Below are 25,754 nucleotides of genomic sequence, written 5' to 3'. Positions count from 1 at the left end.
ATGGTCGTGCTTCGCCGTCGGCGGTCTCCTCTTTTCGCTGATCGTATTCCCCGCGCTGCTATTGCTTCCGATGTCCGCGCGCCGACGACGCCGCTGCGCCATGGCTATCGTGCATCATGGCTTCGCCGCGCTTGTCGCGGCTTCGCGTGCCCTGGGCGTCATCCGCTTCGACATCCAGAATGCCGAGAAACTGCGGCACCTGGGCCGCGCCATCGTGATCGCCAATCACCCGTCGTACATGGACGTCATGGTGTTGCTCTCACTCATGCCGCGCGCCTGCTGCATTGTCACCAGCCGGCACTGGCGCAACCCGCTGTTCGCCGGCATCGTACGCGCGGCCGGCTATCTGCGTAACGACGGCGGACCCTCGCTCGTCGGTGCCAGCGAAGCGGCGCTGGCCGATGAGGTGCCCCTCATCGTATTTCCCGAAGGCACACGCAGCCCGTCGCGAGGCCAGCTCGGCAAGTTCTCCCGGGGTTTCGCGCACATCGCGCTGGCGCATGACTGCCCGATCCTGCCCGTGTTGATCGACTGCGATCCTCCTGCCTATACGAAACAACACCGGTGGCACTCGCTGCCCCCCTCTACACCGACCCTGCGCGTTCGCGTGCTGGAAGACGACTTGAGCGAGCACGTGGCTGTCACGCCGGCAAACCGGGCGCGCACAACGCCCGCCAGGCCGGTTCGCTTCGCGCCCGCCAACGAGGACGTGCTTGCGCCATTGGCGGCGAGACGCCTGACGGCGCTCGCCGAACATTTTTTCATCGATCAGATTTCTCAACATGGCTTCACTAGAACTTGAAATCAAGCAACTGATCGTCCAGTCCCTTGAACTGGAAGACATTGCGGTGGACGACATCGCCGACGACATTCCCTTGTTCGGCGATGGCCTCGGCCTGGACTCCATCGATGCGCTCGAGTTGGGCATCGCCCTGCGCAAGCGCTTCGGCCTGCAAATCGAAGCGGGCGACGACGCCGCGCGCGCCCAGTTCCGCAGTGTTGCCACCCTCGCCCAGTTGCTGCGCGACCGCGGCTGCGCCCAGAAGGAAACCGAATGATGAGTTCTTTGACGTTGCCCTTGTCCGACGAAGACATCCTTTCCCGTTTGCGCACCATCCTGCACGACACCTTCGAGATCGAACCCGAACGGGTGACCTTGCAGGCGCACCTGTTCGAGGAGCTTGACCTCGACAGCATCGATGCCGTAGACCTCGCCATCCAACTACAGCGCCTGACGGGCAAACGCATCAAGCCCGACGAGTTCAAGAGCGTGCGCACCGTCGACGACGTTGTGGCGGCCGTGCGTACGTTGCTCAACGACTGATCGTCCGGCATGCCCCGACTTCACGCCGACGCGCCAGCGTCATTGCCGCGCACACCACAAGCCCGAGTCCGCTGGCCCGCTGTCGTCGCGGCGCTCGCCTACCCGGTGCTGATCCTCGCCGGAATCTCGCTGGTTCCGCCGCGCTATCTGGCACTGCTGCTCCTTGTCGGCCTCGGCCTGCGATACCAGCGCAACTTGCGCGCCCATCGGCTGCTTATGCCCGTCGAATGGGCAGTGGCCGCTGGATTGGCCGCGCTCGCGTTCGCGACGGCGCTGAGCAACAGCGAGCTGTTGCTGCGGTGTTATCCGGTCGCCGTCAATCTCGGGATGGGGCTTACGTTCGCGATGTCGCTCCGCGCCCCCATGTCGATGGTCGAGCGCATCGCGCGGTTGCATCAGCCCGACCTGCCGGTGGACGCGACGCCATACCTGCGCAACGTCACTCGCGTATGGATCGTATTTTTCATCTTCAACGGCGCCGTCGCGCTCGCCACGGCGCTTTGGGCGTCGCGGGAAATCTGGTCGCTTTATAACGGCGGAATCGCATACGTACTGATCGGCCTGCTGTTTGCGGCGGAATGGTTGTGGCGTCGGCGCATGTTGGCGCGAAAAGCGTCCGCATGCGCGGCAGGCACGCCGCCTCCGGAGAGCGCGGCATGAGCGTTCCTGCCTCGATCGAATCGTCCGCCCCGTCAGCAACGCCTGCCGCACACGAGCGTTCCGCAGGACTGGCGCCCTGCGCGTGTACGCCGCTGGCCGAACTGCTGTGCGCGCCTCGCGCGCCGTCGCTCGTCGTGTGTGTTGACGGCCGATCCGGCGCAGACGAAGCGCCTGGGCTCGGCACGCTTGGCTCGCTCACCACACGCGCCTGGCGCGCACGCGTCGGGGCGTTGCACGCTGTCTTTGCGGCACGCCCCGCCCTGCGACTGGCGATGTGTCTGGACGATCCGTACGACATGAGCTGCGCCCTTTTCGCCGCGTGGGCCGCGGGTCGAACCCCGGTCGTATTACCCAACGCACTGGCCCAGACACGCCGCGACTTCGCCTTCGCCTTCGACGAGGCCATCGATGCGGCCATGCTGGCTTCCTGCGCGGATCGTCGTGAGGACATGAACGTCGCGCCAGGGATCGCGCACACGGCGCTCGCCGCAGCGCTGCCCGCGTCGAGCCAATTGATTGTCTACACCTCGGGAAGTACCGGCGAGCCTAAAGCCATCACGAAGACGCTCGCGCAACTCGATGACGAAGTGCAGATGCTGCACCGGCATTGGGGTGCGCATTTGCAAGCGGCGCTCGTTGTCGCGAGCGTGCCGTGCCATCACATCTACGGGCTGTGGTTTCGCATGCTCTGGCCGCTGGCCGCTGGCGTGCCGTTTGCTCGGCATACCTTCGCGGAACCCTCGCAAACGCGGCAGTGGCGCACGTGGCCTGCCGTCGTCTGGATCGCTGGCCCCGCGCAGTTGACGCGTTGGCCCGCATGGCTGGGCGACGACGTTTGGCGCGATGCGCCCCGCCTCACCTTCTCGTCGGGCGGCCCACTGCCCAAGGAGGCCGCGCTGCAATGTGCCCACCTCGTGCGAACCGCTCGGCCTTCGTTGCCGGCAGACGTGGCGCACGCGCCGGTCGAAGTGTTCGGCAGTACGGAGACCGGCGGCATCGCGTGGCGTCAGCAGGATCGCACGTCCGAGTGGACCCCGCTCGACGACACGCGCGTGCGATTGACCGACGACGGTGCGCTGGCAATCTGCTCGCCGCGTGTCAACCACGGACGCTGGTGGCCGACCGACGACGGCGCCGTTGTGCATCCCGATGGGTCGTTCGCCTTGACGGGGCGCCTCGACCGCACCGTCAAGATCGAGGGCAAGCGGCTCTCGTTGCCCAGCGTTGAAGTGGCACTGCTGCGCCACGAATGGATCGACGATGCTGCCGCGGCCGTGGTCGCGGGACGCCTCGCCGTCGCCGTCGTCCTCAGCCCTACCGGCCGGCGCGCCTGGCGAGAGCGCTCGCTCAAGACCGTGCGTGAGACGCTGCGTCACGCGTTGGCCGAGACCTTCGATGCGACGATGCTCCCGAGGCGCTGGCGTTTCCTGACGGCATTGCCCGTCAATGAACGCGGCAAGCGCACGGCGGCCGACATTGCGGCACTTTTCACACCGGCGTCCCCGTGGCTGCCCTCGGTGCTGGGCGCTCGGTGGAACGATGCCGACGACCATGCCCCCGCAACCGCGCTCGACGGTTCGGTCGTAATGTCCCTGCGCGTGCCGCCCGAGCTGGCGCACTTCAACGGTCACTTTCCAGGACTGCCGCTGCTACCCGGCGTGGTGCTGATCGACTGGGCAACGCGGTTTGCCGCAGCGCATGCGTCGCAAGACGCCGCACGTCATGGCTGGGCGGTCACGCCAACGTCGTTACATCAAGTCAAATTCTCCGCGCCCGTATTGCCGGGAACACACTTCGACCTCACGCTGACGTTCGATACCTCACGTCGTCGCGTGCACTACGCCTATGAAGGTGCCCGCGGAACTGCCGCGACCGGATATCTCGTCTACGCCGCACCGCCCGCGCTGGCCGGAGAGGCGCAACGATGACGGCAACGCTCGGTCCCGGCCTGTCGCCATGCCCTTTCCTGCCGTGCGTCCTGATCCCGGTGTACAACCACCCGGCGCAAATCGCACGCATCGTCGACACGCTGCTCGCGCAAGGCCTTCCGGTGCTGCTGGTCGATGACGGGAGCGACGCTCCGACGCGCGACTTGCTCGCGGCCATTCAGGCCAACCACCCGCAGACCGTGACGCTGGAACGGCTACCGCGCAACGTCGGCAAAGGCGGCGCCGTCTCCCACGGATTGCGCCGCGCCCACGCGCTCGGATTTACGCACGCCCTGCAAGTCGATGCCGACGGTCAGCACGATCTGTGCGACGTCTCCGCCTTTCTCGAAGACGCCCGTCAGCACCCGAGCGCCGTGATCTGCGGCACGCCACGCTACGACGCGTCCGTGCCCAAGGGGCGTTTGTATGGCCGCCACATCACTCACTTCTGGGTGTGGATCGAGACATTGTCGTTCGACATCGCCGATTCGATGTGCGGCTTCCGGGTCTATCCGCTTTCGGCCACCACCGCGCTGCTGGCGCGCCACCGGCCACCATCGCGCATGGCTTTCGACACCGACATTCTGGTGCGTCTGTACTGGCGCGGCGTGCCGATACAGAACCGGCGCACACGCGTCGTCTATCCGGAGAACGGGGTTTCGCACTTCCAGATGTTGCGCGACAACGTCGGCATCTCCTGGATGCACACGCGGCTCGTATGCGCCATGATCCCGCGCGCGCCGGGACTGCTGTGGCGGAAGTGCCGCCGCAAGCCGAGTGCTCATGCCCGGGCGGTGGCAGCCATGCCGGGCGCCGCGACATCCGCCGAAACGCCCACCGTCGACGACGGTCTGGCGTGGTGGCGGCGCCCCGAGCGTGGCAGCTTGCTGGGCATGCGCCTGTTGGCACTCGCTTGCCGGTGCTTCGGTCTGCGCACGGCGCGCGTCTGCCTGATTCCCGTGGCGGCCTATTTCGCGCTGAAAGACACACAAGCGTGCGCGGCCTCACGCGATTATCAGCAGCGGCTCCGGAATGCGGCCCCCGAACTTGGGCTGCCGGCACCCACGCGATGGCATACATTCCAGCATCTTCTGGCGTTCGCCAACGCGGCACTGGATAAATTCGCCGCCTGGCGCGGACTCCTCGGCGAACGCCATGTCCAGATCGACGACCGTGCCACGCTCGACGCGGCGGCCAGCGATGCGCGTGGCGCCCTCGTCATCGGCTCGCATCTCGGCAACCTGGAGATGACCCGCGCACTCGCCCGTTCGCGCGGCATCGACCGCATCCATGCCGTGGTCTACACCCGTCACGCCCAGCGATTCCGCTCGATGCTCGCCGGGTCGAACCGCGAGTTTGCCGAGAACCTGATCGAGGTCGACGACATCGGCCCCGCCACGGCCATCATGCTGCGTGAGCGCATCGACCGGGGCGACTGGCTTGTCATCGTCGGTGACCGCGTGCCTTCCACCGAGGGTGGCCGGGTCGTGCCGGCCCCGTTCCTCGGCGCATCGGCGCCGTTCGCGCAAGGACCGTTCATTCTCGCCGCCTTGCTCGAGTGCCCGGTGTATCTGCTTTTCTGCCTGCGCGACAAAGCGTCTTACCGACTCTATTTCGAACCGTTCGCCGACGCCGTGGCGTTGCCGCGCGCCCAACGCGAGGTCGCCCTGCGTACCTACGCCGAGCGCTATGCGCGTCGGCTCGAGCACTACTGCCGCCAGTACCCGATGCAGTGGTTCAACTTTTTCGATTTCTGGCGAGGCAAGTCGCCACAATCATGATGCAACTACCGACTTCACTGAGCGGCGCCGATGAGCGCGCCGGCACGGCCTCGCGCCATAGGCCTCACGATGCGCCCCCTGACGCCGACGCGCGCCGCGCGACGGCACCGCCCGTCGTGTTCGGCCAGGCCCGTCTGACGATCGAAGACATTCTCGCGCTGGCCCGACGCACCCGCAGCGCGCGTCTGTCCACCGACCCCGTGTGGCAAGACCGCATACGCCGCGGCGTGAGCGCGCTGCACGCGCACCTTGCGGCCGGTCGTCCCGTCTATGGCGTCACGACCGGTTACGGCGATGCCTGTGTCGTCGACGTGCCCGTGTCGCTCATCGAAGCATTGCCCGCACAACTGACGCGCTACCATGGGTGCGGCATGGGCGAATGGCTCGACGACCCGGCCGTGCGCGCCGTGCTCGCGTGCCGGCTGGCATCGCTCGCCCAGGGGTACTCGGCCGTGCGCCCGGAACTTCTCGAGGCGCTCGTCCATCTGCTCGCCCACGACGTGCTGCCGCGCATTCCGTCCGAAGGCTCGGTCGGCGCGAGCGGCGACCTCACGCCGCTGTCGTACGTCGCGGCTACGCTCATCGGCGAGCGCGACGTGACGTATCGCGCTCGCCTCTGTGCGGCGTCGGAGGCCCTGGCCGCCACGGGGGGCGCGCCGATCACGCTGGCCCCGAAGGAAGGCCTCGCGCTCATGAACGGCACGGCCGTCATGACCGCGCTGGCGAGTCTCGCCTTCGCGCGCAGTCGCACGCTGGCGCGTCTGGCCGCCCGGCTCACAGCATTGACGACCGTAGCGCTCGACGGCCGCGCCGCGCACTTCCATCCGACGCTGTTCGACGCAAAGCCGCACGAGGGTCAGCGCGACGCCGCCCGATGGATTCGTGACGACTTGACCGGACGCACGGAACCGCCAGAAGCGCGCCTCCAGGATCGCTATTCACTGCGATGCGCGCCGCACGTCATCGGCGTGCTCGTCGACGCGCTGAGCTGGGTCCGGCGCGACGTCGAAAACGAAATCAACAGTGCCAACGACAACCCTCTCATCGATCCCGACACCGGCGAAGTCCATCACGGCGGTAACTTCTACGGCGGCCACATCGCCTTCGCCATGGACAGCCTGAAGACGGCGGTCGCCAACCTGGCCGATTTGATGGATCGTCAACTCGCCCTGCTGGTGGACGACAAGTTCAACAACGGCCTGCCGCGTAATCTCAGCGGCGCGACGGGCCCTCGCGCACCGATCAACCATGGCTTCAAGGCGGTGCAGATCGGCGCATCGGCGTGGGCCGCGGAAGCGCTCAAGCACACCATGCCGGCCAGCGTATTCTCACGCTCGACCGAATCCCACAATCAGGACAAGGTCAGCATGGGAACGATCGCCGCACGCGATTGCCTTCGCGTGCTGATGCTCACCGAACAGGTCGGCGCCGCTCACACGCTTGCGGTGGCGCAAGCCGTCAAGTTACGCTTCCGGCGCTCGCCGGACGCCGCGCCGCTGCCCACCGCGCTGCGGGCGTGGCTCGATACGGTCACCGCCCGATCGCCGTTCGTCGACGAAGATCGCGCGCTTGAACATGAATTGCGCGCCGTGCGTGCCTGGCTTGCCGATGGAGGCGATCTGCCTCATGACGACTGACACGACCGGTCGCCGACCGGAAAAGGCCCCCTGGCTCAGCGCTTTCGCCGACGTCGAAATTCCGTTCCATGACGTCGATGTCATGGAAGTCGCGTGGCACGGCCACTACGTCAAGTATTTCGAGATCGCACGCTGCGCGCTGCTGCGCCGCTTCGACTACGACTATCCACAGATGCAGGCGTCCGGCTATCTCTGGCCCATCGTCGAATGCCATCTCAAGTATGTTCGCCCCGCGCGCTACGGGCAGCGGGTGCGTGTCACGGCATCACTGACCGAATATGAGAATCGGCTTCGCATCGCCTACGAGATTCACGACATCGCTACCGAAACGCGCATGACCAAGGGATATACCGTCCAGGTCGCGGTGGACGCGCGCAACGGCGAACTGCAATTCGTGAGTCCCCCCGTCGTACTGAGCAAGTTGGAGACTGCATGGGCCGCCATCTGATGCCGCGTGCTGCGAGCGTGCTTGCCGTCGCGCTACTGGTCGGCGTCGGGCTGTCGCCGGCAACAGCCGTCGCGACCGAGACCGAGACCGCCCCCGTCGCGGCATCAGCGGCGGCCGATTCGGCGTTGCTCCAGCGAATTCTCGCGCAGATCAGTGCGCATCCCGTGGTGCACGCCGATTTCATCCAGACGCGAACCTCGGCCTTGCTGACGGCGCCTGCGCTCACGCGCGGCACGCTGGTTTTCGCGCGCGAACGCGGTGTGATTTGGCAAGTGCGGTCGCCGCAGCCGCAAGGGTATGTCTACGGCCGGCAACGCAGCGCGCGCATCGATGCCGACGGCAAGCTCGTGTCGCTCGACGCGCAACCCTCGGCCATCTCGCGGCAGATCAACGAATGGGCCAATGCATTCATGCAGGGCGACACCAGCGGACTCGCCTCCCAATTCGGCATTTCCGTCACGGGCACCCTGCGTCGCTGGCAGGTGGTGCTCACGCCCGCACAACCACAGATCGCTCAAGCGATGCGGCGTCTCACGCTCAGCGGCGACACGACCGTGCGCACCGTGACACTGGAGACCCGGCGCGGTGAGACCGTCCAGTGGCAGTTCGACAAGGTGCGCACCGGCGAGACGCTCGACGTGCAAGCGCAACGCCTGCTGCGAATGGTCGAATGACGCCACGCACTCGGGCATTGCGCCGCACACTCATCTTCGCCCTCGTCGCGGGCCTCGTGCTGCTGGGCACGTGGCTGCTGGCGGTGCGCCATCTGCCGCTGCAGACGAATGTGCTCGCGCTGTTGCCCACGACCGAGCGCGATCCCGTCGCGGAGCAAGCCGTGGACCATTTGGCGGGCAGCGTCAGCGACCGTGTCGTGGTCTTGATCGGCGCGCCCGACGCCCACTCGGCCCGCGCCGCCGCGGCGCGTTTCGACGCGCTGGCCCGTGCGAGCGGTGCCTTCACGAGCGTGCAGGGTCGGGTGCCGCCGTTCGACCCGGCCGTTCTCTCGAATTTCTATCGGCCGCATCGCTTCCAACTCCTCTCGCCAGCGGATCGCGGCGACCTGCAGGCGCAGCTTCGCCGAAATGCGTCTGGCGACGCGAGCTTGCCGCCGCTATCGCTGGCCCATTCCCCCTTCGGACTGACCGACGCTGCCGATGACCCCTTTGGCTGGCTCGACCGCTGGCTCACGCGGCTGCCGTTCGGCCAGCTTCGGATGTTGCCCGACGACGGTTGGCTGAGCGCGCGCCAAGCGGGGAAGACATGGGTGCTCGTGTTGCTGCAAACGCAAGGCCCGGCCTTCGACAGCGCGGTGCAGCAGCGAATCACTCAATTCTTCGACACGGCACAAGCGCGGATCGTAGACCTCTCGCCCGGCGTGGAAGTGCTGCGCAGCGGCGCGGTCTTCCATGCGGCAGGGGCACGATCGCAGGCGGAAACGGAGTTGCATCGCATCGGCATCGTTGCAACGCTCGGGATTGCGCTGCTCACGCTCTGGGCGTTCCGTTCGGGTCGCCTGCTCGCCATGGGGCTCGCGACCATCGCCTTCGGCACGCTGTGCGCTGCGCTCGCCACGCTGCTGATCTTCGGTGAGCTGCACTTGCTGACGCTCGTCTTCGGCGCGGCCCTGATCGGCGAAACCGTCGACTATGCCATTCAGTATTTCGTCGGCGTTGGCGGTCTGACGCGGGAGGCAGCCCAGCGGACCCTGCCGATGCTGCGTCCGGCATTGCGTATCGCCCTCGCGACCAGCGTGCTGGGCTACGCGATTCTCGGCACCGTGCCGTTCCCTGCGTTGCGTCAGATCGCCGTGTTTGCGCTGGCGGGCCTGCTCTCGTCCTATGTGTTCGTCGTTTGGGCCTTGCCCGCCTTTCTGCCGCGCGAGGTGCCTGCGTTGCGCGCGCCGGTCGTCGCTCTTGCCCAACGCTGGCTGGCGATCTGGCGCGGCGCGCTTGCCGGACGGCGCGGCACGGCTGTGGGGGGGCTGATCCTGCTGGCATGCGTGCCGGGCTGGTGGCGGCTGGGCGTCGACGACGACGTTCGCCGGCTCATTGCCCGCGATCCCGCACTGGTCGCGCAAGAGCAGGCGATCTCGCGCATCACCGGTATCGACGGCGCCACACAGTTCTGGCTGGTACAAGCCGACAGCGAAGAAGCGCTGCTCCGGCGCGAGGAACAGCTCGGCGCGCGCCTTGACGACGCGGCGGCCCGCCGCGATGCCCCCTTCGACGGATGGACCGGCGTCTCCCAGTTCGTGCCGTCCATGCAACGTCAACTCGACAATCGGGCGCTGTTGGGCGCGGCCCGCTTCGACGCGCCCGACGCGTTGGTCGACGCCATGACGCGGGCCGGGTTCCGCCCGGCATTCGCACGGCAATACGCCGATGCCTACGCCGTCGAGAGCGACACGCCGCCGCTTCGGGTCGACCAATGGCTCGCGTGGCCCGGTTCGACGCCGCTACGCATGCTCTGGATGGGCCGGGTGAGCACGTCGGCGGGGGCGGCGGCGTCCGCCCCGGCGATGGCAGGTCATTTCGCCAGCCTCGTGCGCCCCCACGGCCTGCGCGACAGCGCGGCAGCCGGGCGCGTGGCGGCCGACTTGCCCGGCGCGACCTACGTCGACAAGGCCGCATCCCTCTCGGCGCTTTTTGCCCGGTATCGCGTCGCAAGCGGAATTTGGTTCGCCGCCGCCCTCGTCGTGGTGACTGGACTGCTCACGCGTCGCTACGGGTGGCGCGGCGCCATCGCCACCATCACTCCGACGTTGCTCGCCACCGCGGCAGTGTTCGCGGCGTTCGGCTATCTCGACCTGCCGCTGACATTGTTCGCGCAGATGGGCTTGATGCTGGTCCTGGGCGTCGGTGTGAATTACGCGATCTTTCTGCGCGAGGGCGAACTACGTGCCGGCGGCGACCCGCGCATGGCCGCGATTGCGGTCGCCGGCACGCTGATGTCGGCCGCGACGACCCTGCTGTCGTTCGGCCTGCTCGCCTTCAGCGCCATGCCGAGCCTGCATGCCTTCGGCCTGACTTTGACGATCGGCATCGCATTTGCGTTGTGGCTCGCCCCCTATAGCCTGCGTTACCCGGAACTGCGCTCATGAAGTCTCCCGTCTATCTCCACGCACTTGGCATGATCAATGCGCTGGGTCACGACCTGCCGAGCATCGCCGCGCGACTGTTCGCCGGCGATACGTCCGGCATGCGGGCTCGTGACGACGTGCCCTTGCCGCCTACGTTCCCCGCCCCCGTGGTGGGCGCCGTGCGCGTGGCCACTGACGCGCTTCCTTCGCTTCCCTCCCGGCTACAGCGGTACGACTGTCGCAACAACCGGTTTCTGGTCGCCGCAGCGCAACCGTTGCGCCCCACCCTCGCACGTCATATCGCACGCCACGGCGCCACGCGCATCGGGGTGGTGGTCGGTACGAGCACGTCGGGTATCGCCGAAGGCGAAGCCGCGCTACGCACGCTCGCAGCCCGGGGCGCGTTACCGGCGGCGTATCACTATCTCCAGCAAGCCCTCGGGGCACCGGCGCAGTTCGTTGCCGAGTTGCTCGGCGTACATGGCCCCTCCTACACGATCTCGACGGCGTGCACGTCGAGCGCGAAGGCATTCGGTGCGGCGCGTCGCCTCATCGACAGCGGGATCTGCGATGCCGTAGTGACCGGCGGTGCGGACACGCTATGCGCGCTGACCCTCGGCGGCTTCGGCGCGCTCGAGTCGCTCTCGCAGGGGCTCGCACGCCCGATGAGCCGCCAGCGCGACGGCATCAACATCGGGGAAGGCGCGATGCTCTGCCTGATGTCGCGAGCGCCCGGCGACATCGTCGTGTCCGGCATTGGCGAATCGAGCGATGCTTATCACATCTCGGCCCCCGCGCCGGACGGCCGTGGCGCCATCGACGCCATGCGGGCCGCCTTGCACGACGCCTGCCTGGCGCCCTCGCAGATCGACTATGTTCATCTGCATGCAACGGGCACGCCGAAGAACGACGCGATGGAAAGCCTTGCCACACATGCCTGCTTGGGCGCCACCGCGTGGGCAAGCGGCACCAAACCCATGACCGGGCATCTGCTCGGCGCCGCGGGCGCGACAGGCATCGGATTGTGCTGGCTCACGCTATCAGGCGATGGCCGCCTCCCGCCGCACGTCTGGGATGGAGACACCGCCCCCGAGCTCAGCGCCCTGCGGCTCGTCACCCCCGGCACCACGCTCGGCCGCGCCCCTCGCCACGTCATGACGAACGCCTATGCATTTGGCGGCAACAACGTCAGCGTCATCCTCTCGCGCGCGGAGGCCCTGTGATGCCCGCCGCTTCTGTCTGGCCGCCGATCGAGACGCTGCTGCCGCACCGGCCGCCGATGCTGCTCATCGATAACGTATGCGAGCACGACGCCGAGTCGATCTGCGTGCAGGCAACGCCCGATGCTCACGCCTGGTATGCGGATGCGCACGGCAACATGCCCGTCCACATCGTCATCGAACTCATGGCGCAGGCGATTGCCGCGCACGAAGCGCTCACCCGTCGTATCGATGGCCTGCCCCCCGCGCCGGGCGTGCTGCTCGGCACACGCCGCCTCGAAGCGCGTGTGACCTCGCTGCCCGCCGGCGTGCCGGTTCTCGTGCGTGCCACATGCGTGCTACGCGACGACAACGGCAACGGTGCCTACGACTGCTGCGTGCAGGCCGACGACGAGACCGTGGTCGATGCCACGCTCAAGGTACATCAGCCAACCGATTTCTCTGCCTTCTTGATGGAGCCCCAATCATGACCCGACGCGTTCTCGTCACCGGCAGCAGCCGGGGCATCGGACGGGCCATCGCCCTGCGCCTCGCGCAGGACGGCTTTGCCGTCACCGTTCATTGCCGTGAGCAGATCGCTCCCGGCGAAGCCACCGTCGCGCAGATTCGCGAAGCGGGCGGCACCGCCACGCTCGTGTCGTTCGATGTTCGTCATCGCGATACCTGCCGACAGGTGCTCGACGCCGACGTTGCCGAACACGGCGCGTACTACGGCATTGTCTGCGGCGCAGGCATCACGCGCGACAACGCGTTCCCCGCGCTGTCCGACGACGATTGGGACAGTGTCATCGACACCAGCCTCGACGGCTTCTTCAATGTCGTCCATCCCCTCACCATGCCCATGGTGCGGCTGCGCACCGGCGGTCGCATCGTCACGGTGGCGTCCGTCTCCGGGGTGATGGGCAATCGCGGCCAGGTGAACTACAGCGCCGCGAAGGCCGGTCTGATCGGCGCCACGAAGGCCTTGTCGGTCGAATTGGCGTCGCGCCGAATTACCGTCAACTGCGTGGCGCCGGGGCTGGTCGACACCGGCATGCTCGAGGGCGTGGCGCTCGACGAAGCGCTGCGCATGGTGCCGATGCAACGCGTCGGCCACCCTGACGAGGTAGCGCATGTGGTGTCGTTCCTGATGTCGGACGGGGCCAGCTACGTGACGCGCCAAGTCATCGGCGTGAATGGAGGGATCGTCTGATGACACGCGTCGTAGTAACTGGATTTGGCGGAGTGACAGCGCTTGGCAGCCGCTGGGAAGACATTGAGCTGGCGCTGCGCGCCGGGCAGAACGCCGTGCGCCGCATGCCGGAGTGGGACTACTTCGAAATGCTCAACGGGCGCCTCGCCTGCCCGGTGGAAGACTTCGCTCCGCCGCCGCACTGGCCGCGCAAGCAATTGCGTTCCATGGGACGGGTTGCCCAACTCGCGCTTCGGGCCACGGAACATGCCCTCGCCCACGCAGCGCTGGATGTCGCCGCGCACGACCCCGGCGATATCGGTGTCGCGTACGGGTCGTCTTCGGGCAGCATCGCGCCGATTCAAGCCTTTGGCGTCATGGTCGACACGGGATCGATGGCCGGCGTGACATCGACGAGCTACATCCAGATGATGCCGCACACGACGGCTGTCAACATCGGCGTGCACTTCGGACTCCAAGGCCGCATCATCCCGACGTCGAGCGCCTGCACCTCGGGCAGCCAGGCCATCGGATACGCATACGAAGCGATTCGCTTCGGCCGAGCGAAAGTCATGCTCGCTGGCGGTGCCGAAGAATTGTCCGGCCCCGGTAGCGCCGTCTTCGATACGTTGTACGCGACGAGCACGCGCAACGACGAACCGAAGCTCACACCGCGGCCGTTCGATGCGGCACGCGATGGCCTCGTGGTCGGCGAAGGCGCGGCCACGCTGGTGCTCGAATCGCTCGAACATGCGCAAGCGCGAGGGGCCACGATTCTCGCGGAGATCGTCGGCTTCGGCTGCAACACCGACGGCAATCACGTCACGCAACCGACCGCGGCCACGATGGCACGCGCCATGCGGCTCGCGCTCGACGATGCGGGTCTCGCCCCGCAGGCCATCGACTACATCAGCGCACACGGCACGGCCACGGACCGCGGCGATGTTGCCGAGAGCGAAGCCACCGGCAGCCTCTTCGGAACGCACGTGCCGATCAGCGCCATGAAGAGCTATCTGGGCCATACCCTAGGCGCGTGCGGCGCCATCGAAGCATGGTGGGCCATTGAGATGATGCGCCGCGACTGGTTTGCCGGCACGCTCAATCTCGACACACCGGATCCGGCCTGTGCGCCGCTCGATCACATCGCAGGCGCTCAGGGCCGCGCGCTGGAAACGCAGCGAATCATGAGCAACAACTTTGCGTTTGGCGGCATCAACACGTCGCTGATCTTTCATCGATTTGCGGGTTGACGGGCGTTGCGCAACGCAACGTCCATTCACAACGGAGAAGGAGAACCTATGCAGACTCGTCGACACTGGCTGATCGCCTCGCTTGCCATCACCGCCTCGGCCGTCCTCGCGCCCACCGCCCACGCGGCGCGCCCGGCGGTGCCCATCGTGCCGCACGATCACGTGCCGATCGTCGCCGGCAGCGGCAAAACACTCTCGCTCGACGAGATTCGCGGCGCCATTGCGCGCGGCGCCGCCGTGCACGACTGGACGGTGAGCCCCGTGCATCCGGGAGAACTCGTGGCCTCGCTGAACGTGCGCAACAAGCACTTTGCCTCGGTGACGATCAAATACACCGAAACGGCTTACTCGGTGACCTATCGCGACAGCACCAATCTTGAGTATCAACTCTCCCACCCCAACGCCTCGGCGCGCCGCGAGGACTTCCCCTCCGCGCCGCCCCCCAATACGCCGTTGATCCATCCCAACTACAACCGTTGGGTCGACACGCTCATCCGCGACATCAATACGGAGCTGCGCCGTCACTGATGACGTCCTTTCATCGCCCTGACGGATTGCCCCGAGTCGTCGTCACCGGCATCGGGATGGTATCCGCCGCCGGTCACACGCGCGATGCCATCGTGGACGCTCTTCGACATCGGACGAGCGGCGTTCATGAAGCGCCCGACTATGTCGCTCACGACTTGCGCACGACAGTCACCGGACGCCCTCACGCCGGATCGCTCGACGACGCGGCGGTGCCGCGCAAGCTGCGCCGCTTCATGGGGGACACGGCGCTGTATGCCTGCCATGCCGCCCTTCGCGCCGTGGCCGACGCCGGGCTCGATACCGCGACATTGAGCAGCGGGCGATGTGGCGTTGTCGTCGGCTCTGGCACCGGGGCGATGAAGGATTTTGAAGCGGCGCTGGACGTCGCGCGCGAAAGTGGCGCGGCGCGGGTGCTGCCCTACGTGGTGCCACGCGCCATGTCGAGTACCGCGCAAGCCGCACTCTCCGCGCTCTTCGACCTGCGCGGAGTCGGCTACGCTATTTCGTCAGCGTGCTCAACTTCGATTCACTGCGTGGGGCACGCCGTCGATTTGTTGCGGCTCGGGCGGCAGGATGTGATGCTCGCGGGCGGCAGCGAAGAGGCCCCCTGGGGCGCGGCGATGTGTTTCGATGCGATGGGGGTACTCTCGCGTGCCCACAATGCGACGCCCGAGCTCGCCTCGCGCCCGTTCGACGCCCAACGAGACGGCTTCGTCCTCGGCGGTGGTGCCGCCATCCTCATCCTGGAAACACTCGCCCACGCCGTGGCGCGAGACGCACGCCCGCTCGCTGAAATCACGGGGGTCGGTTCCGCCACCTGCGCGTCGCAAGCGTTCGGTGTGGACATCCCGACCATGAGCGCGGTGGTCGAAACAGCGTGTCGTGGGCTGACGGCACCGCCCACCTTCATCAGCGCCCACGCTAACGGATCCATCGACGGCGATATCGCGGAACTGCATGCGCTGGCGCACGCCTTCGGTGGGGTGGTCGAGGTCCCGGCCATCACCTCGATCAAGGGCCTTACGGGACACACCGTGGCGGCAGCGGGGGCAATGCAGATCGCGTGCGCGATCTGGGCGATGCAAGAAGGTTTCGTACCAGGCGTAGCCAATCTGGCATGCCTGGACGCCGACGCCGCGCCATTTCCGATCCAGACAGCCCTGCAAGAGACTCTGGTGAACCGCGTGCTGATCAACACCTTTGGCTTCGGCGGCACTTACGGCGCGCTGACGCTCGCTCGGGTTTAACGCCCCGGCCCTAACTTCCGCGCGTTAGACGTTAAGCGCGATAAACGCCATAACCACGTTGACCACTTTGACCACGTTAACCACGTTAACCACGCCAAACCCGTTAAACGCTTACGCGCGCGGCTTTCTCGCGACGACGTTGACCAGCGTCTCCTCACGCGCGCCGAATGCCGGGCGACGCTGCAACTTCAACCGCTCCAGCAGCCCGAAGTCCTTGGCTCGGCTCCACCACAGGTAGGGATAAGACACGTTCTCGGGTCCAAAGGTAAATCCCGCCGCGCGGATCATGTCGAGATACCCCGTTGCGCTTCGCTGAACGTGCATCGGATGCCGGAACAGCAGTCTGATCACCCACGAGCGGATATAGGCCTCGGTCGACTCGGCGAAACACAGCAAACCGTGCGGCTTCAGCACCCGATAGAACTCAGACAGAGCCGCTTCCTGGTGCACGAGGTGGTGGAAGGTCTGATGGCAGAACACGATGTCGCAACTGGCGTCGGGCAGCGGAATCGCGGCACAATCGCCCGCGCGCAGATCGACGGAAATCCCCGCGCTTCGCACATGTGTCTGCGCGTCGCTCAGCGCCGGGGCGAAGCAGTCGAACCCGATCAGGCGCGACGGTGCGAAATAGCGATGCAGAAGCGGCAGAGATTGTCCGTGGCCACATCCGGCATCGAGAATGACGGGGGCCTGCGGTATCGCACCGTGCGCCAGCCTCACCAGGTCTTCGATGGCGACGCGCAGCACGTGATGACGCCAGGTGTAGGTCTTCAGAAACCAGTTCCCGAAGCGAGTCTCGGGAACAAACGCCCGTGCACACGATTCGGGGCGCGGGGGAAGCACAGGCGGCGCGGGTGGCGCCGGTGGCGGTTTGGCAGCAGTGGTCAAAATAGCGAATACCGCCCTGGCGGCTTATCAGGTGGAAGCCCGCTATTGTGCCCACTGCACGCGTCCATGAGAAGTACGTAAAGTGCAATACTCCTGAAATTCAGGGATGCTTTCTAAATTCGAGAAAAATCCCGCATCACACGAGCCTCACGATCTGCTTGCCGAAGTTCTCGCCCCTGAGCAGACCGAGGAATGCGGCAGGCGCGTTCTCGATCCCTTGCGCCATCGTTTCGCGATAGCGCAGCTCACCTGCGGCGATGGCGTCGGTGAGCTCCTTCAGTGCCTGTGGCCAGACGTCCAGATGCTCGGTCACGATGAAGCCCTCGAGCCGCACCCGGTTCGTCAACAGCAGCCCCGGGTACTTCAGCGGAATGGGCTCACCGTTGTAGCCGGAGATCATGCCGCACAGCGCGATACGCGAGTGGGCATTGAGGTTGCGCATGACCGCGTCGAATACGTCGCCGCCGACGTTCTCGAAATAGCCGTCGATGCCATCCGGCGCAGCAGCGCGCAGTGCTTCGTCGAGATGACCCGCCTTGTAATCGACGCACGCATCGAAGCCAAGCGTCTCCACGACGTAGGCGCACTTCTGGGCGCCCCCCGCAATCCCGATCACGCGACAACCGGCTCGCTTCGCCAGTTGACCGACCACGCTGCCCACGGCGCCCGAGGCCGCGCTGACCGCGACCGTCTCTCCCGCCTTCGGCGCGATGATCCGATTCAGGCCATACCAGGCCGTCACGCCCGGCATGCCCGCTGCGCCAAGATAGGCGCTCATCGGAATGCGTGCATCGTCGATACGGCGCAGGTTGCTGCCGTCCGAGATGCCATATTCCTGCCAGCCGAACATGGCGGCAACGGCGTCGCCCGGCTGCCAGTCCGGGTGGCGCGACTCGATCACCTCACCCACGGTCGCCCCGATCATGACCGTGTCGAGGGGTTGCGGCGGCGCGTACGACTTGGTGTCGTTCATCCGCCCACGCATGTATGGGTCAAGGGAAAGATAGAAGTTGCGCACCAGCAACTGCCCCTCGCCGATCTCCGGCAATTCGGGCGCAGCCAAGTGAAAATTGTCAAGCGTGGCTTCGCCCTTCGGGCGTGAAACCAGCAGAATCTGTCGATTGATCGTCATGGCATTTCCTCCACGTTAGCGAGTCGCCGAGATACCTCGAATGCGCGTTGTCTCGCGGTGACATCATCTCAGTGACCCCATTGGTGAGTCGTCTGGGAACGACACAAAGCATCGATGGCCGTCAGTCGCCGCGCGCTTCGTCCGGACGTCGCTGCTCGCGCACGGCGCGTCCCACCGCGAGTCGACGCAAATACTTGAAGGTGCCCATCGCCTTGGCGACGAGCTTGCCATCGGCGTCGCGTACCTCGCCCTCGCAGTACGCCATCGTTGTCGTGCGGTGCAGCAGGCAACCAAACGCCCGCATCTCACCGGCGCCCGGCTGCATGAAGCTCGTCTTCATCTCGATCGTCACGACGCCCGTGCCTTCCGGCGCCACGCTCCGGCAGGCGGTGCTCATTGCAATGTCGAGCAGCGCCATCGTCGCGCCGCCATGCACGACCTCCCAGCTATTGAGATGCTGAGGCGCCAGCGGGAGACGCAGTTCCGACTCGCCTCCTTCAGCGCGCAGCAGTTCGATGCCGAGATGGTCGGCAAACCCAGAACGAATCGATAGCGTACTCATCGGGCACTCCGGCCGCACCGGCCGTTACGGTAAAGCTTGTCCATCGTCATTTCATCGGCTTGCGACGCCGCGCATGATGCGCGGCGTCTGGTATTCAATCAGTCGCCTTCGACTCACTCGCGCGACACGCCGGCCGCGCTCAGCGAAGCCCAAGCGTTGGCGAGCGAGCCATTGAGATCGATGGCACGACAGGCGTGCTCGATCACACAGACATCGAAACCCGCCGCCTTCGCGTCGAGCGCGCTCCATGCCACGCAGAAATCCGTCGCCAATCCTACGCAATGCACCCGTCTCACGCCCTTGTCGCGCAGATATCCCGCCAGGCCGGTCGGCGTCTTGCGATCCGCCTCCAGAAACGCCGAATAACTATCGACGTGCGCGTGATACCCCTTGCGCACCACCGCCTGCGCATGCGGAATTCGTAGCCCGGCATGTAATGCGGCACCAGGCGTGTCCTGAACGCAATGCGTCGGCCACAAGACCTGTTCGCCGTACGGCAGAACCATCGTCTCGAACGGCCGGCGCCCGGCGTGATTGTCGGCAAACGACACATGCCCCGCGGGATGCCAGTCCTGCGTCAACACCACTCGGGCGAACTTGCCCGCCAAGGCGTTGATCGCGGGCACCACGGCGTCGCCCTGGGGAACCGCCAAAGCGCCACCCGGCATGAAATCGTTCTGCACGTCGATCACGAGCAGCACTTCGTCCATCGGTTTCATTGGTTTGCCCCTCATTCGTCGCAGCGACCGCCACATTCTGGCCCCATCGCGCGCGTCCCGCTTATCCGTTGAAGCGCTTGCCGGCGTCGGCAAGTTCAACGAGCCGCGCGGCTGGCATCCAGTCTTCGCCGTGCGCGTCTTGCGCAAACTCGCGCACCCGTGCGAGCACCTTGTCGAGCCCCACCGCATCGGCATAGTGCATCGGCCCGCCGCGCCACAATGGGAAGCCGTAGCCGTTCAGATACACCATGTCGATGTCCGACGCGCGTGCCGCCGTGCCGTCGGCCAACACTTTCGCCCCTTCGTTCACCAGCGCATAGACGAGGCGATCGACGATCTCGTCGTCCGAGAAGGGGCGCGGCGCGATACCGTTCGCCTTGCGATAGTCGTCGATCATCTGCCCGACCTTGGCCGATTCACGAGGCGAGCGATCGCCCTCGGCGTAATCGTACCAACCGGCGTGCGTCTTCTGGCCGAAGCGTCCGGCTTCGCATACGACGTCGGCAATCTTGGGATAGACGATGCCGGGATGTTCGGCATGTCGGCGCTTGCGGATGGCCCATCTAACGTCGTTTCCGGCCAGATCGCTGGTACGGAACGGCCCCATCGCGAAGCCGAAGCGCTCAATGGCGGCGTCGATCTGCGCGGGCGTCGCGCCCTGCTCGACCATCCACTGAGACTGCTTGAAATACGGCTCGAGCATGCGATTGCCGATAAAGCCGTCGCAGACGCGTGCCACCACGGCGAGCTTCCCAATGCGTTTGGCGAGCTTCATGACCGTTGCCAGCACGTCCTTGCCGGTCTGCGCACCGCGCACGACCTCGAGCAAGCGCATGACGTTCGCCGGGCTGAAGAAGTGCATGCCGACGACGTCCTGCGCCCGCGACGTCGTCGCGGCCAGAGCATCGAGATCGAGCGTCGACGTGTTCGACGCCAGGATTGCCCCCGGCTTGGCCACTTTGTCGAGCTCACGGAACACGACCTGCTTGATGGCCATCTCCTCGAACACCGCTTCGACAATCAGGTCGGCATCGGCCACCGACGCGAAATCGGTACTGCCATGAATACGTGCCTGGCGCTTCTGCGCGTCGTCCGCCGCGAGTTTTCCACGCGTGACGGCACGCGCATAGTTGCCTCGTATCGCTTCGATACCGCGGGCAAGCGCCGCGTCGGTCGTGTCGACCAGCGTCACCGGAATGCCCGCGTTGGCAAAGGTCATGGCGATGCCGCTGCCCATCGTCCCAGCCCCGATGACGGCCACGCGCTCGATGTTGCGCACCGGCGTGTCGTCCGGTACGTCCGCAATCTTGGCGGCCGCACGCTCGCCGAGAAACGCATGGCGCAGCGCCTTCGACTCCGGCGAACTCACCAACGCCACAAAACACTCGCGCTCGAACTTCACACCGTCATCGAACGGGCGTTGCAGCGCCGCCTCGACGGCAGCCACGCATTTTTGCGGCGCGGGGAAATGCGGTTGCTCGCGTTGCACCTTTTCACGTGCGGCATCGATCGCGGCCTGCGCCGAGCCGTCGGCGTCATCGAGCGCCACGTCACGCAATCGCGGCAATGCGCCGCCTTGCGAGGCGATGCTGCCGGCGAACGCGATGGCACCCGCAAGCAGGTCGTCGCGGTTGCCTTCGAACACTGTCGAGAAGAGCGTACCGACGAGCGACTCCGACTTCACCACACGCCCCGTTACCACCATGTCGAGCGCACGTGCCACACCGATGGCACGCGGCAGGCGCTGCGTCCCTCCCGCACCAGGCAGCAGGCCCAGTTTGACCTCGGGCAGCGCGATCTGCGCGCCGGGCAACCCCACGCGATAGTGGCAGGCGAGCGCCAATTCGAGTCCGCCGCCCATCGCCACCGCGTGCACGGCCGCAACGACGGGTTTGGCGCAGGCGTCGAGCGCGGCAATCACATCGACCAACAGCGGGCTCTGCGTTGCCTTCGGGGTATTGAATTCGCGGATGTCGGCCCCGCCGGAAAATGCCTTACCACCGCCGATCAGTACGACGGCGCGCACTTGGGCGTCGGCCTGGGCTTTCGCGAGCCCGTCGGCGATGCCAGCGCGCGTGGCATGTCCCAAGCCATTCACCGGGGGATTGTCCAGCGTGATGACGGCCACGCCGTCACGAACCTCATAAACCGTGCTCATCGTTGTCTCGTTCCTTATATTCTTGGGGGCTATGTGCGGTGACGCGGTGCGTCGCTGGGAGCGCTGCGGGTGCGCAAGCAGTGGCAAGACGATCCGTGGATTCTAGCGCAGCGCTACACCTCGAGCCATTCACGGCGTATCGCGCAAGCCTCCGCCAGCATATCGGGCGTGCCCTCGAAGACAAGTGCGCCCCGGCCCATCACGGCGACACGCTGCGCGCAGTTGAGCGCGAGCGATAGCTTCTGCTCGATGAGCAGAATGGCGACCCCGGTGGCACGCAAATCGGTCAGAATCCGGCCAATACGCGCAACCACGCGCGGTGCGAGGCCTTCCGTCGGCTCATCGACAATCAGTAGATCGGGGCCGGCCATCATCGCCCGGCACAGGGAGAGCAGTTGCTGCTCGCCGCCGGACAGCGATGCGGCTGGCGCATCACGTCGCGGTGCCAGTTCTTCGAAGCGATCGAACGCCTGAGCAAGCGTAAGTGCGCGATGGTTGCCGGACTTTGGTCGCACCGTACGCCCGTTCCCGGCCCGCTGCCCGAGCCATAGATTCTGCGTGACGGTCAGCGGCCCGAACACATCACGCGTTTCCGGCACATAGCCAATGCCCAGTCGCGCGATCTGATGCGGTGCCAGCGACGTCAGCGATCGACCCTGCCAGCGAATGTCTCCCTCGCGCGGCAACTGCCCCATGATCGCGCGCGCCAACGTGGAGCGCCCCGCCCCGTTGCGCCCGAGCACGGCCACGATTTCGCCCGGCGCCACGCGCATCGTCACCCCGTGCAGCACCCGGCTGCCGCCATACCCGGCCCTCACGTCGATCAACTCAAGCATCGCGCGCCTCCCCGGCACGGGCGGTCTCATCGATGGCATCCGCAAATTCCCCGAGATACGCCGTACGCACGTCGGGATGCGCACGAATCCGCTCGGGCGTATCGCACGCGATGATGACCCCACGCACCAGCACGGCGATCCGGTCGGCCAGCGAGAAGACCACCTGCATGTCGTGCTCGATCATCAACAGCGAGCGTCCCCGGCTGAGGTCGGCGATCAACGCGACCATCCGTGCCGATTCGGACTGGCTCATCCCCGCCGTCGGCTCGTCGAGCAACATGACGCTGCCCGCCGATGCAGCGCACAGCCCGATCTCCAGGACGCGCTGCTCCGCGTAGCTCAGGGCCGCCGCCGGCACGTCGCGCCGCGCCGACAGCCCGAGACGCGTCAACCACTGCTCGCTACGCCGTGTGACGTCGCTCAGCCCCTGCATTCGCCGCCAGAACGTGTAGCGATGACCTTCCGGCCAGAGCCCGGCGCAACGCAAATGGTCGATGACGCTCATTTGCCCGAACAACTGCGAGGTCTGGAAACTGCGCGACAGGCCGAGCCGGCTGATGGCATGGGATGCCCGGCCGGTGATATCGCGCGTGTTCATCAGAACACGCCCGTCGTCGGGCCGTGTCCTGCCCGTAATGACGTCGAACAGCGTGCTCTTGCCGGCGCCGTTGGGCCCGATGATGGCAAGCCGCTCGCCGGGCATGAGCGTCAGATCGACGCCGCACAGCACCGACGTGGGCCCGAACGATTTGCGCACGCCTCGCACGCTGAGTGCCGCGCCGGACGGAGGGGTTGGCCTCGCCGCTTGCCTCTGCGCCTGCGTCATTGCCGGTCCTCCACCGGGCGTTGGGCGCCCGCCGCCGTGTGGCGCAACCAACGCCCGGCGCGCGCGACGACGACCGCCCCCGCCACGACCGCCACGGTTGCCACGGTTGCCAGCGCCCAAGCCCCCGGCCCGGCGTACGCGCCGAAGCCGCCCACCGCCGCCGGCCCGGCGTCGCTCGCAAGGCGCGCACCGTATGTCATTTCGACGATGCCGATCAGCCCGCCGGTGCACATCGCCAGACCGACACAGACCGCCGCGTAGGGGCGCCACAACGCACGCGCCATGCCGGTGCGCCAGGCGCGCCCGTGTACCGCGATCAATCCGGCGATGCCGCCCGGCGCGAACAGCACGACGGCGAGAAATCCCAACCCGAGATAGAGCTGCCAGGCGCGCGTCAGCGTTGCCAGCATCACCGTCGCGAACACACCGACGACAGCGCCCAATATCGGCCCCGCGAAGTACATCGTGCCGCCAAGCACCGTGAAGACGAGTACGACGCCGGAGCGCTCAAGACTGAAGGCGTCGGCGCTGACCAGTTCGAAATTCAACGCCCCCAGCGCGCCCGCCACGCCCGCGAAAGCCGCCGCCAGGATCTGCATGCGGTAGCGCACCGCCGATGCCGATGGCCCGAGGAAAGCGACCCGCGCCGCGTTGTCGCGCACGGCGCGCGCCAGGAACCCCAGCGGCGTGCGCGTGATGCCGTACATCAAGGCTGCGCAGACGAACACCCACAGGGCTACCAGCCCGTAGACCTCGCGCTGCGTTGCGAACGTCACCCCGAACCACGCCGCACCGAGCGTGCGGTCAGTCGGAATGCCGCGCTCGCCGCCGAACCACTCGGGCAGCATCGCGGCCATGACCCAGACAAGCTCCGCCACGCCCAATGTAATCATCGCGAACGTCATTCCCGCGCGTCGTGTCGTGACGTAACCGAGCGTGGCGCCCGCCACACCTGCCGCGAGCGCACCGGCGAACGGCACGAGGGCCATCGACACCGGCAGCCCGTGCGCCCCGATACGATTCATGCACCACACGCCCGCATACGCCCCAACGCCCGCATATGTCGCATGACAAAAGCTCAACAAGCCGGTCGAACCAAGCAGCAGATTGAACGACAGCGCCAGAATGGCCGCGGTCCCCATCTGGGTCATCAGGGTGAGTGCCCCATCGGAAGGAAAGCACCACGGCGCCAGGCCGAGGATGGCGGCAAAGGCCGACCACGCGCCCAGGTGGCGGCGCCAGGATACGGGCGGCGCCGCCGGCGAACGGGCAATCGCGTTGTCCATTACCCCTCCCGCACGCCGAAAAGCCCGCGCGGACGCCATAACAGCACCGCCACCATCAGCAGATACGGCACCGCTGGCGCGAGCTGCGCCACGCTCAGCTGCGAAATGGGCGCCAGCGCTTTCATGACGGCCCCCGCAGCACTAGCGGTGCCGTCGGTTCCCCCAGGGCTCTGCGCCAGCCACCGTGCGAGGCTCGCATCGCTCGTCACGGCCCATGTCTGGAGCAGGCCAATCAGCAACGACGCCGCAAACGCCCCGCCCAGCGAACCCAGCCCGCCGACCACGACGACGACAAACACCACGCTGCCGACCGTTGCCGCCATGCCCGGCTCGGTCACCAGCACGTTGCCCCCCGCCGCCCCCGCAAGCGCCGCCAGCGCCGCGCCACAGGCGAAAACGCCTGTGTAAAGCGCAGGTACGTCGTAACCGAGGGCCTGCGTCATCGCGGGCTGCGATAGTGCGGCCTGCAGTATCCACCCAGCCCGCGTCGCGCGAAACACGCCCCACACGAGCAGGGCAATGGCGCACGCGAGCCCCATCAGAAACAGCCGGTACGCGGGCACCGCGATGCCCGCCACATGTACGAGCACGCCTTCGAAGACCGCCGGCACGCCGTAATCGACCGGGCCGCGGCCCCATGCGAGTTGGACCAGCTCCACCACGATATACGCGAGCCCGAACGTCGCCAGCAACTCCGCCAACGCACCGCGCGCACGCAATCGCCGCAACACGCCGCGCTCGAACGCAGCCCCGATCAGGCCAACGATCAGCGGCGCGGCGAACAGCGCCGGCCAGAACCCGACCGCTGCCGAGAACGTGTAGGCAAAGTACGCCCCGAGCATGTAGAAGCTGGCATGCGCGAAGTTCAGCACGCCCAGCATGCTGAAAATCAGCGTGAGTCCGCTCGACAGCATGAACAGCAGCAGGCCGTAGCTCACGCCGTTCACAAGCACGAGGCCGGCGGTGGCACTCAGCAGATGCACTGCATCTCCTTCGGGAAGACCAATGAACGACGCGGCAGAAACCGCCGCATCGAGGGGAAATTCAGGCTGACATTATAGAGGGGCCGGGCGA

Annotated in this window: 25 protein-coding genes; 16 read left to right on the top strand and 9 right to left on the bottom strand. The window is 66.6% G+C overall.

All coding sequences use genetic code 11. From position 1 onward, the window contains the following. The first annotated feature begins 100 nt into the window (after positions 1 to 100). From PCE31107_RS09570 to PCE31107_RS09495, 16 genes are all read left to right on the top strand, one after another. Entirely contained in the window at positions 101 to 802 is a 702-nt protein-coding gene (locus tag PCE31107_RS09570) for a lysophospholipid acyltransferase family protein (RefSeq protein WP_174966601.1), read from the top strand. Continuing rightward, complete coding sequence (locus PCE31107_RS09565; protein ID WP_130026132.1) at positions 783 to 1,058, top strand: phosphopantetheine-binding protein; 276 nt, start codon at positions 783 to 785, stop codon at positions 1,056 to 1,058. Before PCE31107_RS09570 ends, PCE31107_RS09565 begins: the two co-directional genes overlap by 20 nt. A gap of 20 nt (positions 1,059 to 1,078) precedes the next feature. Further along, positions 1,079 to 1,324 (top strand): acyl carrier protein, encoded by a 246-nt coding sequence (locus PCE31107_RS09560; RefSeq protein ID WP_026132055.1) that lies wholly within the window; start codon positions 1,079 to 1,081, stop codon positions 1,322 to 1,324. 105 nt (positions 1,325 to 1,429) lie between these two features. After that, positions 1,430 to 1,984 (top strand): COG4648 family protein, encoded by a 555-nt coding sequence (locus tag PCE31107_RS09555; RefSeq protein WP_246181773.1) that lies wholly within the window; start codon positions 1,430 to 1,432, stop codon positions 1,982 to 1,984. Further along, positions 1,981 to 3,912 (top strand): ApeI family dehydratase, encoded by a 1,932-nt coding sequence (locus PCE31107_RS09550; protein WP_174966600.1) that lies wholly within the window; start codon positions 1,981 to 1,983, stop codon positions 3,910 to 3,912. Before PCE31107_RS09555 ends, PCE31107_RS09550 begins: the two co-directional genes overlap by 4 nt. After that, positions 3,909 to 5,693, top strand: a complete 1,785-nt coding sequence (locus PCE31107_RS09545; RefSeq protein ID WP_150608007.1) for a glycosyltransferase family 2 protein — start codon at positions 3,909 to 3,911, stop codon at positions 5,691 to 5,693. Before PCE31107_RS09550 ends, PCE31107_RS09545 begins: the two co-directional genes overlap by 4 nt. Beyond that, positions 5,693 to 7,330: an HAL/PAL/TAL family ammonia-lyase gene (locus PCE31107_RS09540; RefSeq protein WP_150608442.1), complete on the top strand. Its 1,638-nt coding sequence runs from the start codon at positions 5,693 to 5,695 to the stop codon at positions 7,328 to 7,330. The genes PCE31107_RS09545 and PCE31107_RS09540 overlap by 1 nt, the downstream gene beginning before the upstream one ends. After that, positions 7,320 to 7,778 carry an acyl-CoA thioesterase gene (locus PCE31107_RS09535; protein ID WP_150608005.1) on the top strand — a complete coding sequence of 153 codons (459 nt, stop codon included), beginning with the start codon at positions 7,320 to 7,322 and terminating at the stop codon, positions 7,776 to 7,778. Before PCE31107_RS09540 ends, PCE31107_RS09535 begins: the two co-directional genes overlap by 11 nt. Then, positions 7,763 to 8,452 (top strand): outer membrane lipoprotein carrier protein LolA, encoded by a 690-nt coding sequence (locus PCE31107_RS09530; RefSeq protein ID WP_150608003.1) that lies wholly within the window; start codon positions 7,763 to 7,765, stop codon positions 8,450 to 8,452. The genes PCE31107_RS09535 and PCE31107_RS09530 overlap by 16 nt, the downstream gene beginning before the upstream one ends. After that, positions 8,449 to 10,878 (top strand): MMPL family transporter, encoded by a 2,430-nt coding sequence (locus PCE31107_RS09525; RefSeq protein ID WP_150608001.1) that lies wholly within the window; start codon positions 8,449 to 8,451, stop codon positions 10,876 to 10,878. The genes PCE31107_RS09530 and PCE31107_RS09525 overlap by 4 nt, the downstream gene beginning before the upstream one ends. Beyond that, a complete protein-coding gene (locus tag PCE31107_RS09520; RefSeq protein WP_150607999.1) occupies positions 10,875 to 12,080 on the top strand; it encodes a beta-ketoacyl-[acyl-carrier-protein] synthase family protein in 1,206 nt (401 codons plus the stop codon). Before PCE31107_RS09525 ends, PCE31107_RS09520 begins: the two co-directional genes overlap by 4 nt. Next, positions 12,080 to 12,547, top strand: a complete 468-nt coding sequence (locus PCE31107_RS09515; protein WP_130026139.1) for a hotdog family protein — start codon at positions 12,080 to 12,082, stop codon at positions 12,545 to 12,547. The genes PCE31107_RS09520 and PCE31107_RS09515 overlap by 1 nt, the downstream gene beginning before the upstream one ends. Beyond that, complete coding sequence (locus PCE31107_RS09510; protein ID WP_150607997.1) at positions 12,544 to 13,269, top strand: 3-ketoacyl-ACP reductase FabG2; 726 nt, start codon at positions 12,544 to 12,546, stop codon at positions 13,267 to 13,269. The genes PCE31107_RS09515 and PCE31107_RS09510 overlap by 4 nt, the downstream gene beginning before the upstream one ends. Continuing rightward, on the top strand, positions 13,269 to 14,498 hold the full coding sequence (locus PCE31107_RS09505; RefSeq protein WP_150607995.1) for a beta-ketoacyl-ACP synthase: 1,230 nt from the start codon (positions 13,269 to 13,271) through the stop codon (positions 14,496 to 14,498). The genes PCE31107_RS09510 and PCE31107_RS09505 overlap by 1 nt, the downstream gene beginning before the upstream one ends. A gap of 48 nt (positions 14,499 to 14,546) precedes the next feature. Further along, a complete protein-coding gene (locus tag PCE31107_RS09500; protein WP_150607993.1) occupies positions 14,547 to 15,026 on the top strand; it encodes a hypothetical protein in 480 nt (159 codons plus the stop codon). Further along, positions 15,026 to 16,273 carry a beta-ketoacyl-[acyl-carrier-protein] synthase family protein gene (locus PCE31107_RS09495; protein ID WP_150607991.1) on the top strand — a complete coding sequence of 416 codons (1,248 nt, stop codon included), beginning with the start codon at positions 15,026 to 15,028 and terminating at the stop codon, positions 16,271 to 16,273. The genes PCE31107_RS09500 and PCE31107_RS09495 overlap by 1 nt, the downstream gene beginning before the upstream one ends. 111 nt (positions 16,274 to 16,384) lie before the next feature. Here PCE31107_RS09495 and PCE31107_RS09490 read toward each other — a convergent pair whose 3' ends face one another. From PCE31107_RS09490 to PCE31107_RS09450, 9 genes are all read right to left on the bottom strand, one after another. Next, positions 16,385 to 17,116 (bottom strand): class I SAM-dependent methyltransferase, encoded by a 732-nt coding sequence (locus tag PCE31107_RS09490; protein WP_174966599.1) that lies wholly within the window; start codon positions 17,114 to 17,116, stop codon positions 16,385 to 16,387. 181 nt (positions 17,117 to 17,297) lie between these two features. Further along, the gene (locus PCE31107_RS09485; protein ID WP_150607990.1) at positions 17,298 to 18,293 is read right to left on the bottom strand and encodes an NADP-dependent oxidoreductase; all 996 of its coding nucleotides are present in this window, start codon (positions 18,291 to 18,293) and stop codon (positions 17,298 to 17,300) included. A 121-nt stretch (positions 18,294 to 18,414) separates the two neighbouring features. Beyond that, positions 18,415 to 18,855, bottom strand: a complete 441-nt coding sequence (locus tag PCE31107_RS09480; RefSeq protein WP_130026145.1) for a PaaI family thioesterase — start codon at positions 18,853 to 18,855, stop codon at positions 18,415 to 18,417. Positions 18,856 to 18,968: 113 nt separating this feature from the next. Continuing rightward, complete coding sequence (gene pncA, locus PCE31107_RS09475; protein WP_150607987.1) at positions 18,969 to 19,574, bottom strand: bifunctional nicotinamidase/pyrazinamidase; 606 nt, start codon at positions 19,572 to 19,574, stop codon at positions 18,969 to 18,971. Positions 19,575 to 19,635: 61 nt separating this feature from the next. Then, on the bottom strand, positions 19,636 to 21,732 hold the full coding sequence (locus PCE31107_RS09470) for a 3-hydroxyacyl-CoA dehydrogenase NAD-binding domain-containing protein (RefSeq protein WP_150607985.1): 2,097 nt from the start codon (positions 21,730 to 21,732) through the stop codon (positions 19,636 to 19,638). A 113-nt stretch (positions 21,733 to 21,845) separates the two neighbouring features. Then, on the bottom strand, positions 21,846 to 22,568 hold the full coding sequence (locus PCE31107_RS09465) for an ABC transporter ATP-binding protein (RefSeq protein WP_150607984.1): 723 nt from the start codon (positions 22,566 to 22,568) through the stop codon (positions 21,846 to 21,848). Then, positions 22,561 to 23,394, bottom strand: a complete 834-nt coding sequence (locus PCE31107_RS09460; protein WP_150607982.1) for an ABC transporter ATP-binding protein — start codon at positions 23,392 to 23,394, stop codon at positions 22,561 to 22,563. The genes PCE31107_RS09465 and PCE31107_RS09460 overlap by 8 nt, the downstream gene beginning before the upstream one ends. Continuing rightward, entirely contained in the window at positions 23,391 to 24,680 is a 1,290-nt protein-coding gene (locus PCE31107_RS09455) for a branched-chain amino acid ABC transporter permease (RefSeq protein WP_150607980.1), read from the bottom strand. Before PCE31107_RS09455 ends, PCE31107_RS09460 begins: the two co-directional genes overlap by 4 nt. Then, positions 24,680 to 25,663 carry a branched-chain amino acid ABC transporter permease gene (locus PCE31107_RS09450; protein ID WP_150607978.1) on the bottom strand — a complete coding sequence of 328 codons (984 nt, stop codon included), beginning with the start codon at positions 25,661 to 25,663 and terminating at the stop codon, positions 24,680 to 24,682. The genes PCE31107_RS09455 and PCE31107_RS09450 overlap by 1 nt, the downstream gene beginning before the upstream one ends. Positions 25,664 to 25,754 lie beyond the last annotated feature (91 nt).

The sequence above is a fragment of the Pandoraea cepalis genome (assembly GCF_902459625.1).
GTDB classification, from domain to species: domain Bacteria; phylum Pseudomonadota; class Gammaproteobacteria; order Burkholderiales; family Burkholderiaceae; genus Pandoraea; species Pandoraea cepalis.
The sequence above is the reverse complement of the archived record's forward strand: the minus strand, read 5'-3'. Positions and strand labels throughout refer to the sequence as shown.

Excerpts from the sequence above, each read along its gene's own strand:
- PCE31107_RS09545 (WP_150608007.1), top strand. The coding sequence starts at position 3,909 with ATGACGGCAACGCTCGGTCCCGGCCTGTCGCCATGCCCTTTCCTGCCG.
- PCE31107_RS09480 (WP_130026145.1), bottom strand. The coding sequence starts at position 18,855 with ATGAGTACGCTATCGATTCGTTCTGGGTTTGCCGACCATCTCGGCATC.
- PCE31107_RS09520 (WP_150607999.1), top strand. The coding sequence starts at position 10,875 with ATGAAGTCTCCCGTCTATCTCCACGCACTTGGCATGATCAATGCGCTG.
- PCE31107_RS09535 (WP_150608005.1), top strand. The coding sequence starts at position 7,320 with ATGACGACTGACACGACCGGTCGCCGACCGGAAAAGGCCCCCTGGCTC.
- PCE31107_RS09465 (WP_150607984.1), bottom strand. The coding sequence starts at position 22,568 with ATGCTTGAGTTGATCGACGTGAGGGCCGGGTATGGCGGCAGCCGGGTG.
- PCE31107_RS09455 (WP_150607980.1), bottom strand. The coding sequence starts at position 24,680 with ATGGACAACGCGATTGCCCGTTCGCCGGCGGCGCCGCCCGTATCCTGG.
- PCE31107_RS09505 (WP_150607995.1), top strand. The coding sequence starts at position 13,269 with ATGACACGCGTCGTAGTAACTGGATTTGGCGGAGTGACAGCGCTTGGC.
- pncA (WP_150607987.1), bottom strand. The coding sequence starts at position 19,574 with ATGAAACCGATGGACGAAGTGCTGCTCGTGATCGACGTGCAGAACGAT.
- PCE31107_RS09525 (WP_150608001.1), top strand. The coding sequence starts at position 8,449 with ATGACGCCACGCACTCGGGCATTGCGCCGCACACTCATCTTCGCCCTC.
- PCE31107_RS09485 (WP_150607990.1), bottom strand. The coding sequence starts at position 18,293 with ATGACGATCAATCGACAGATTCTGCTGGTTTCACGCCCGAAGGGCGAA.
- PCE31107_RS09495 (WP_150607991.1), top strand. The coding sequence starts at position 15,026 with ATGACGTCCTTTCATCGCCCTGACGGATTGCCCCGAGTCGTCGTCACC.
- PCE31107_RS09550 (WP_174966600.1), top strand. The coding sequence starts at position 1,981 with ATGAGCGTTCCTGCCTCGATCGAATCGTCCGCCCCGTCAGCAACGCCT.
- PCE31107_RS09530 (WP_150608003.1), top strand. The coding sequence starts at position 7,763 with ATGGGCCGCCATCTGATGCCGCGTGCTGCGAGCGTGCTTGCCGTCGCG.
- PCE31107_RS09510 (WP_150607997.1), top strand. The coding sequence starts at position 12,544 with ATGACCCGACGCGTTCTCGTCACCGGCAGCAGCCGGGGCATCGGACGG.
- PCE31107_RS09570 (WP_174966601.1), top strand. The coding sequence starts at position 101 with ATGGCTATCGTGCATCATGGCTTCGCCGCGCTTGTCGCGGCTTCGCGT.
- PCE31107_RS09460 (WP_150607982.1), bottom strand. The coding sequence starts at position 23,394 with ATGACGCAGGCGCAGAGGCAAGCGGCGAGGCCAACCCCTCCGTCCGGC.
- PCE31107_RS09565 (WP_130026132.1), top strand. The coding sequence starts at position 783 with ATGGCTTCACTAGAACTTGAAATCAAGCAACTGATCGTCCAGTCCCTT.
- PCE31107_RS09500 (WP_150607993.1), top strand. The coding sequence starts at position 14,547 with ATGCAGACTCGTCGACACTGGCTGATCGCCTCGCTTGCCATCACCGCC.
- PCE31107_RS09470 (WP_150607985.1), bottom strand. The coding sequence starts at position 21,732 with ATGAGCACGGTTTATGAGGTTCGTGACGGCGTGGCCGTCATCACGCTG.
- PCE31107_RS09515 (WP_130026139.1), top strand. The coding sequence starts at position 12,080 with ATGCCCGCCGCTTCTGTCTGGCCGCCGATCGAGACGCTGCTGCCGCAC.
- PCE31107_RS09540 (WP_150608442.1), top strand. The coding sequence starts at position 5,693 with ATGCAACTACCGACTTCACTGAGCGGCGCCGATGAGCGCGCCGGCACG.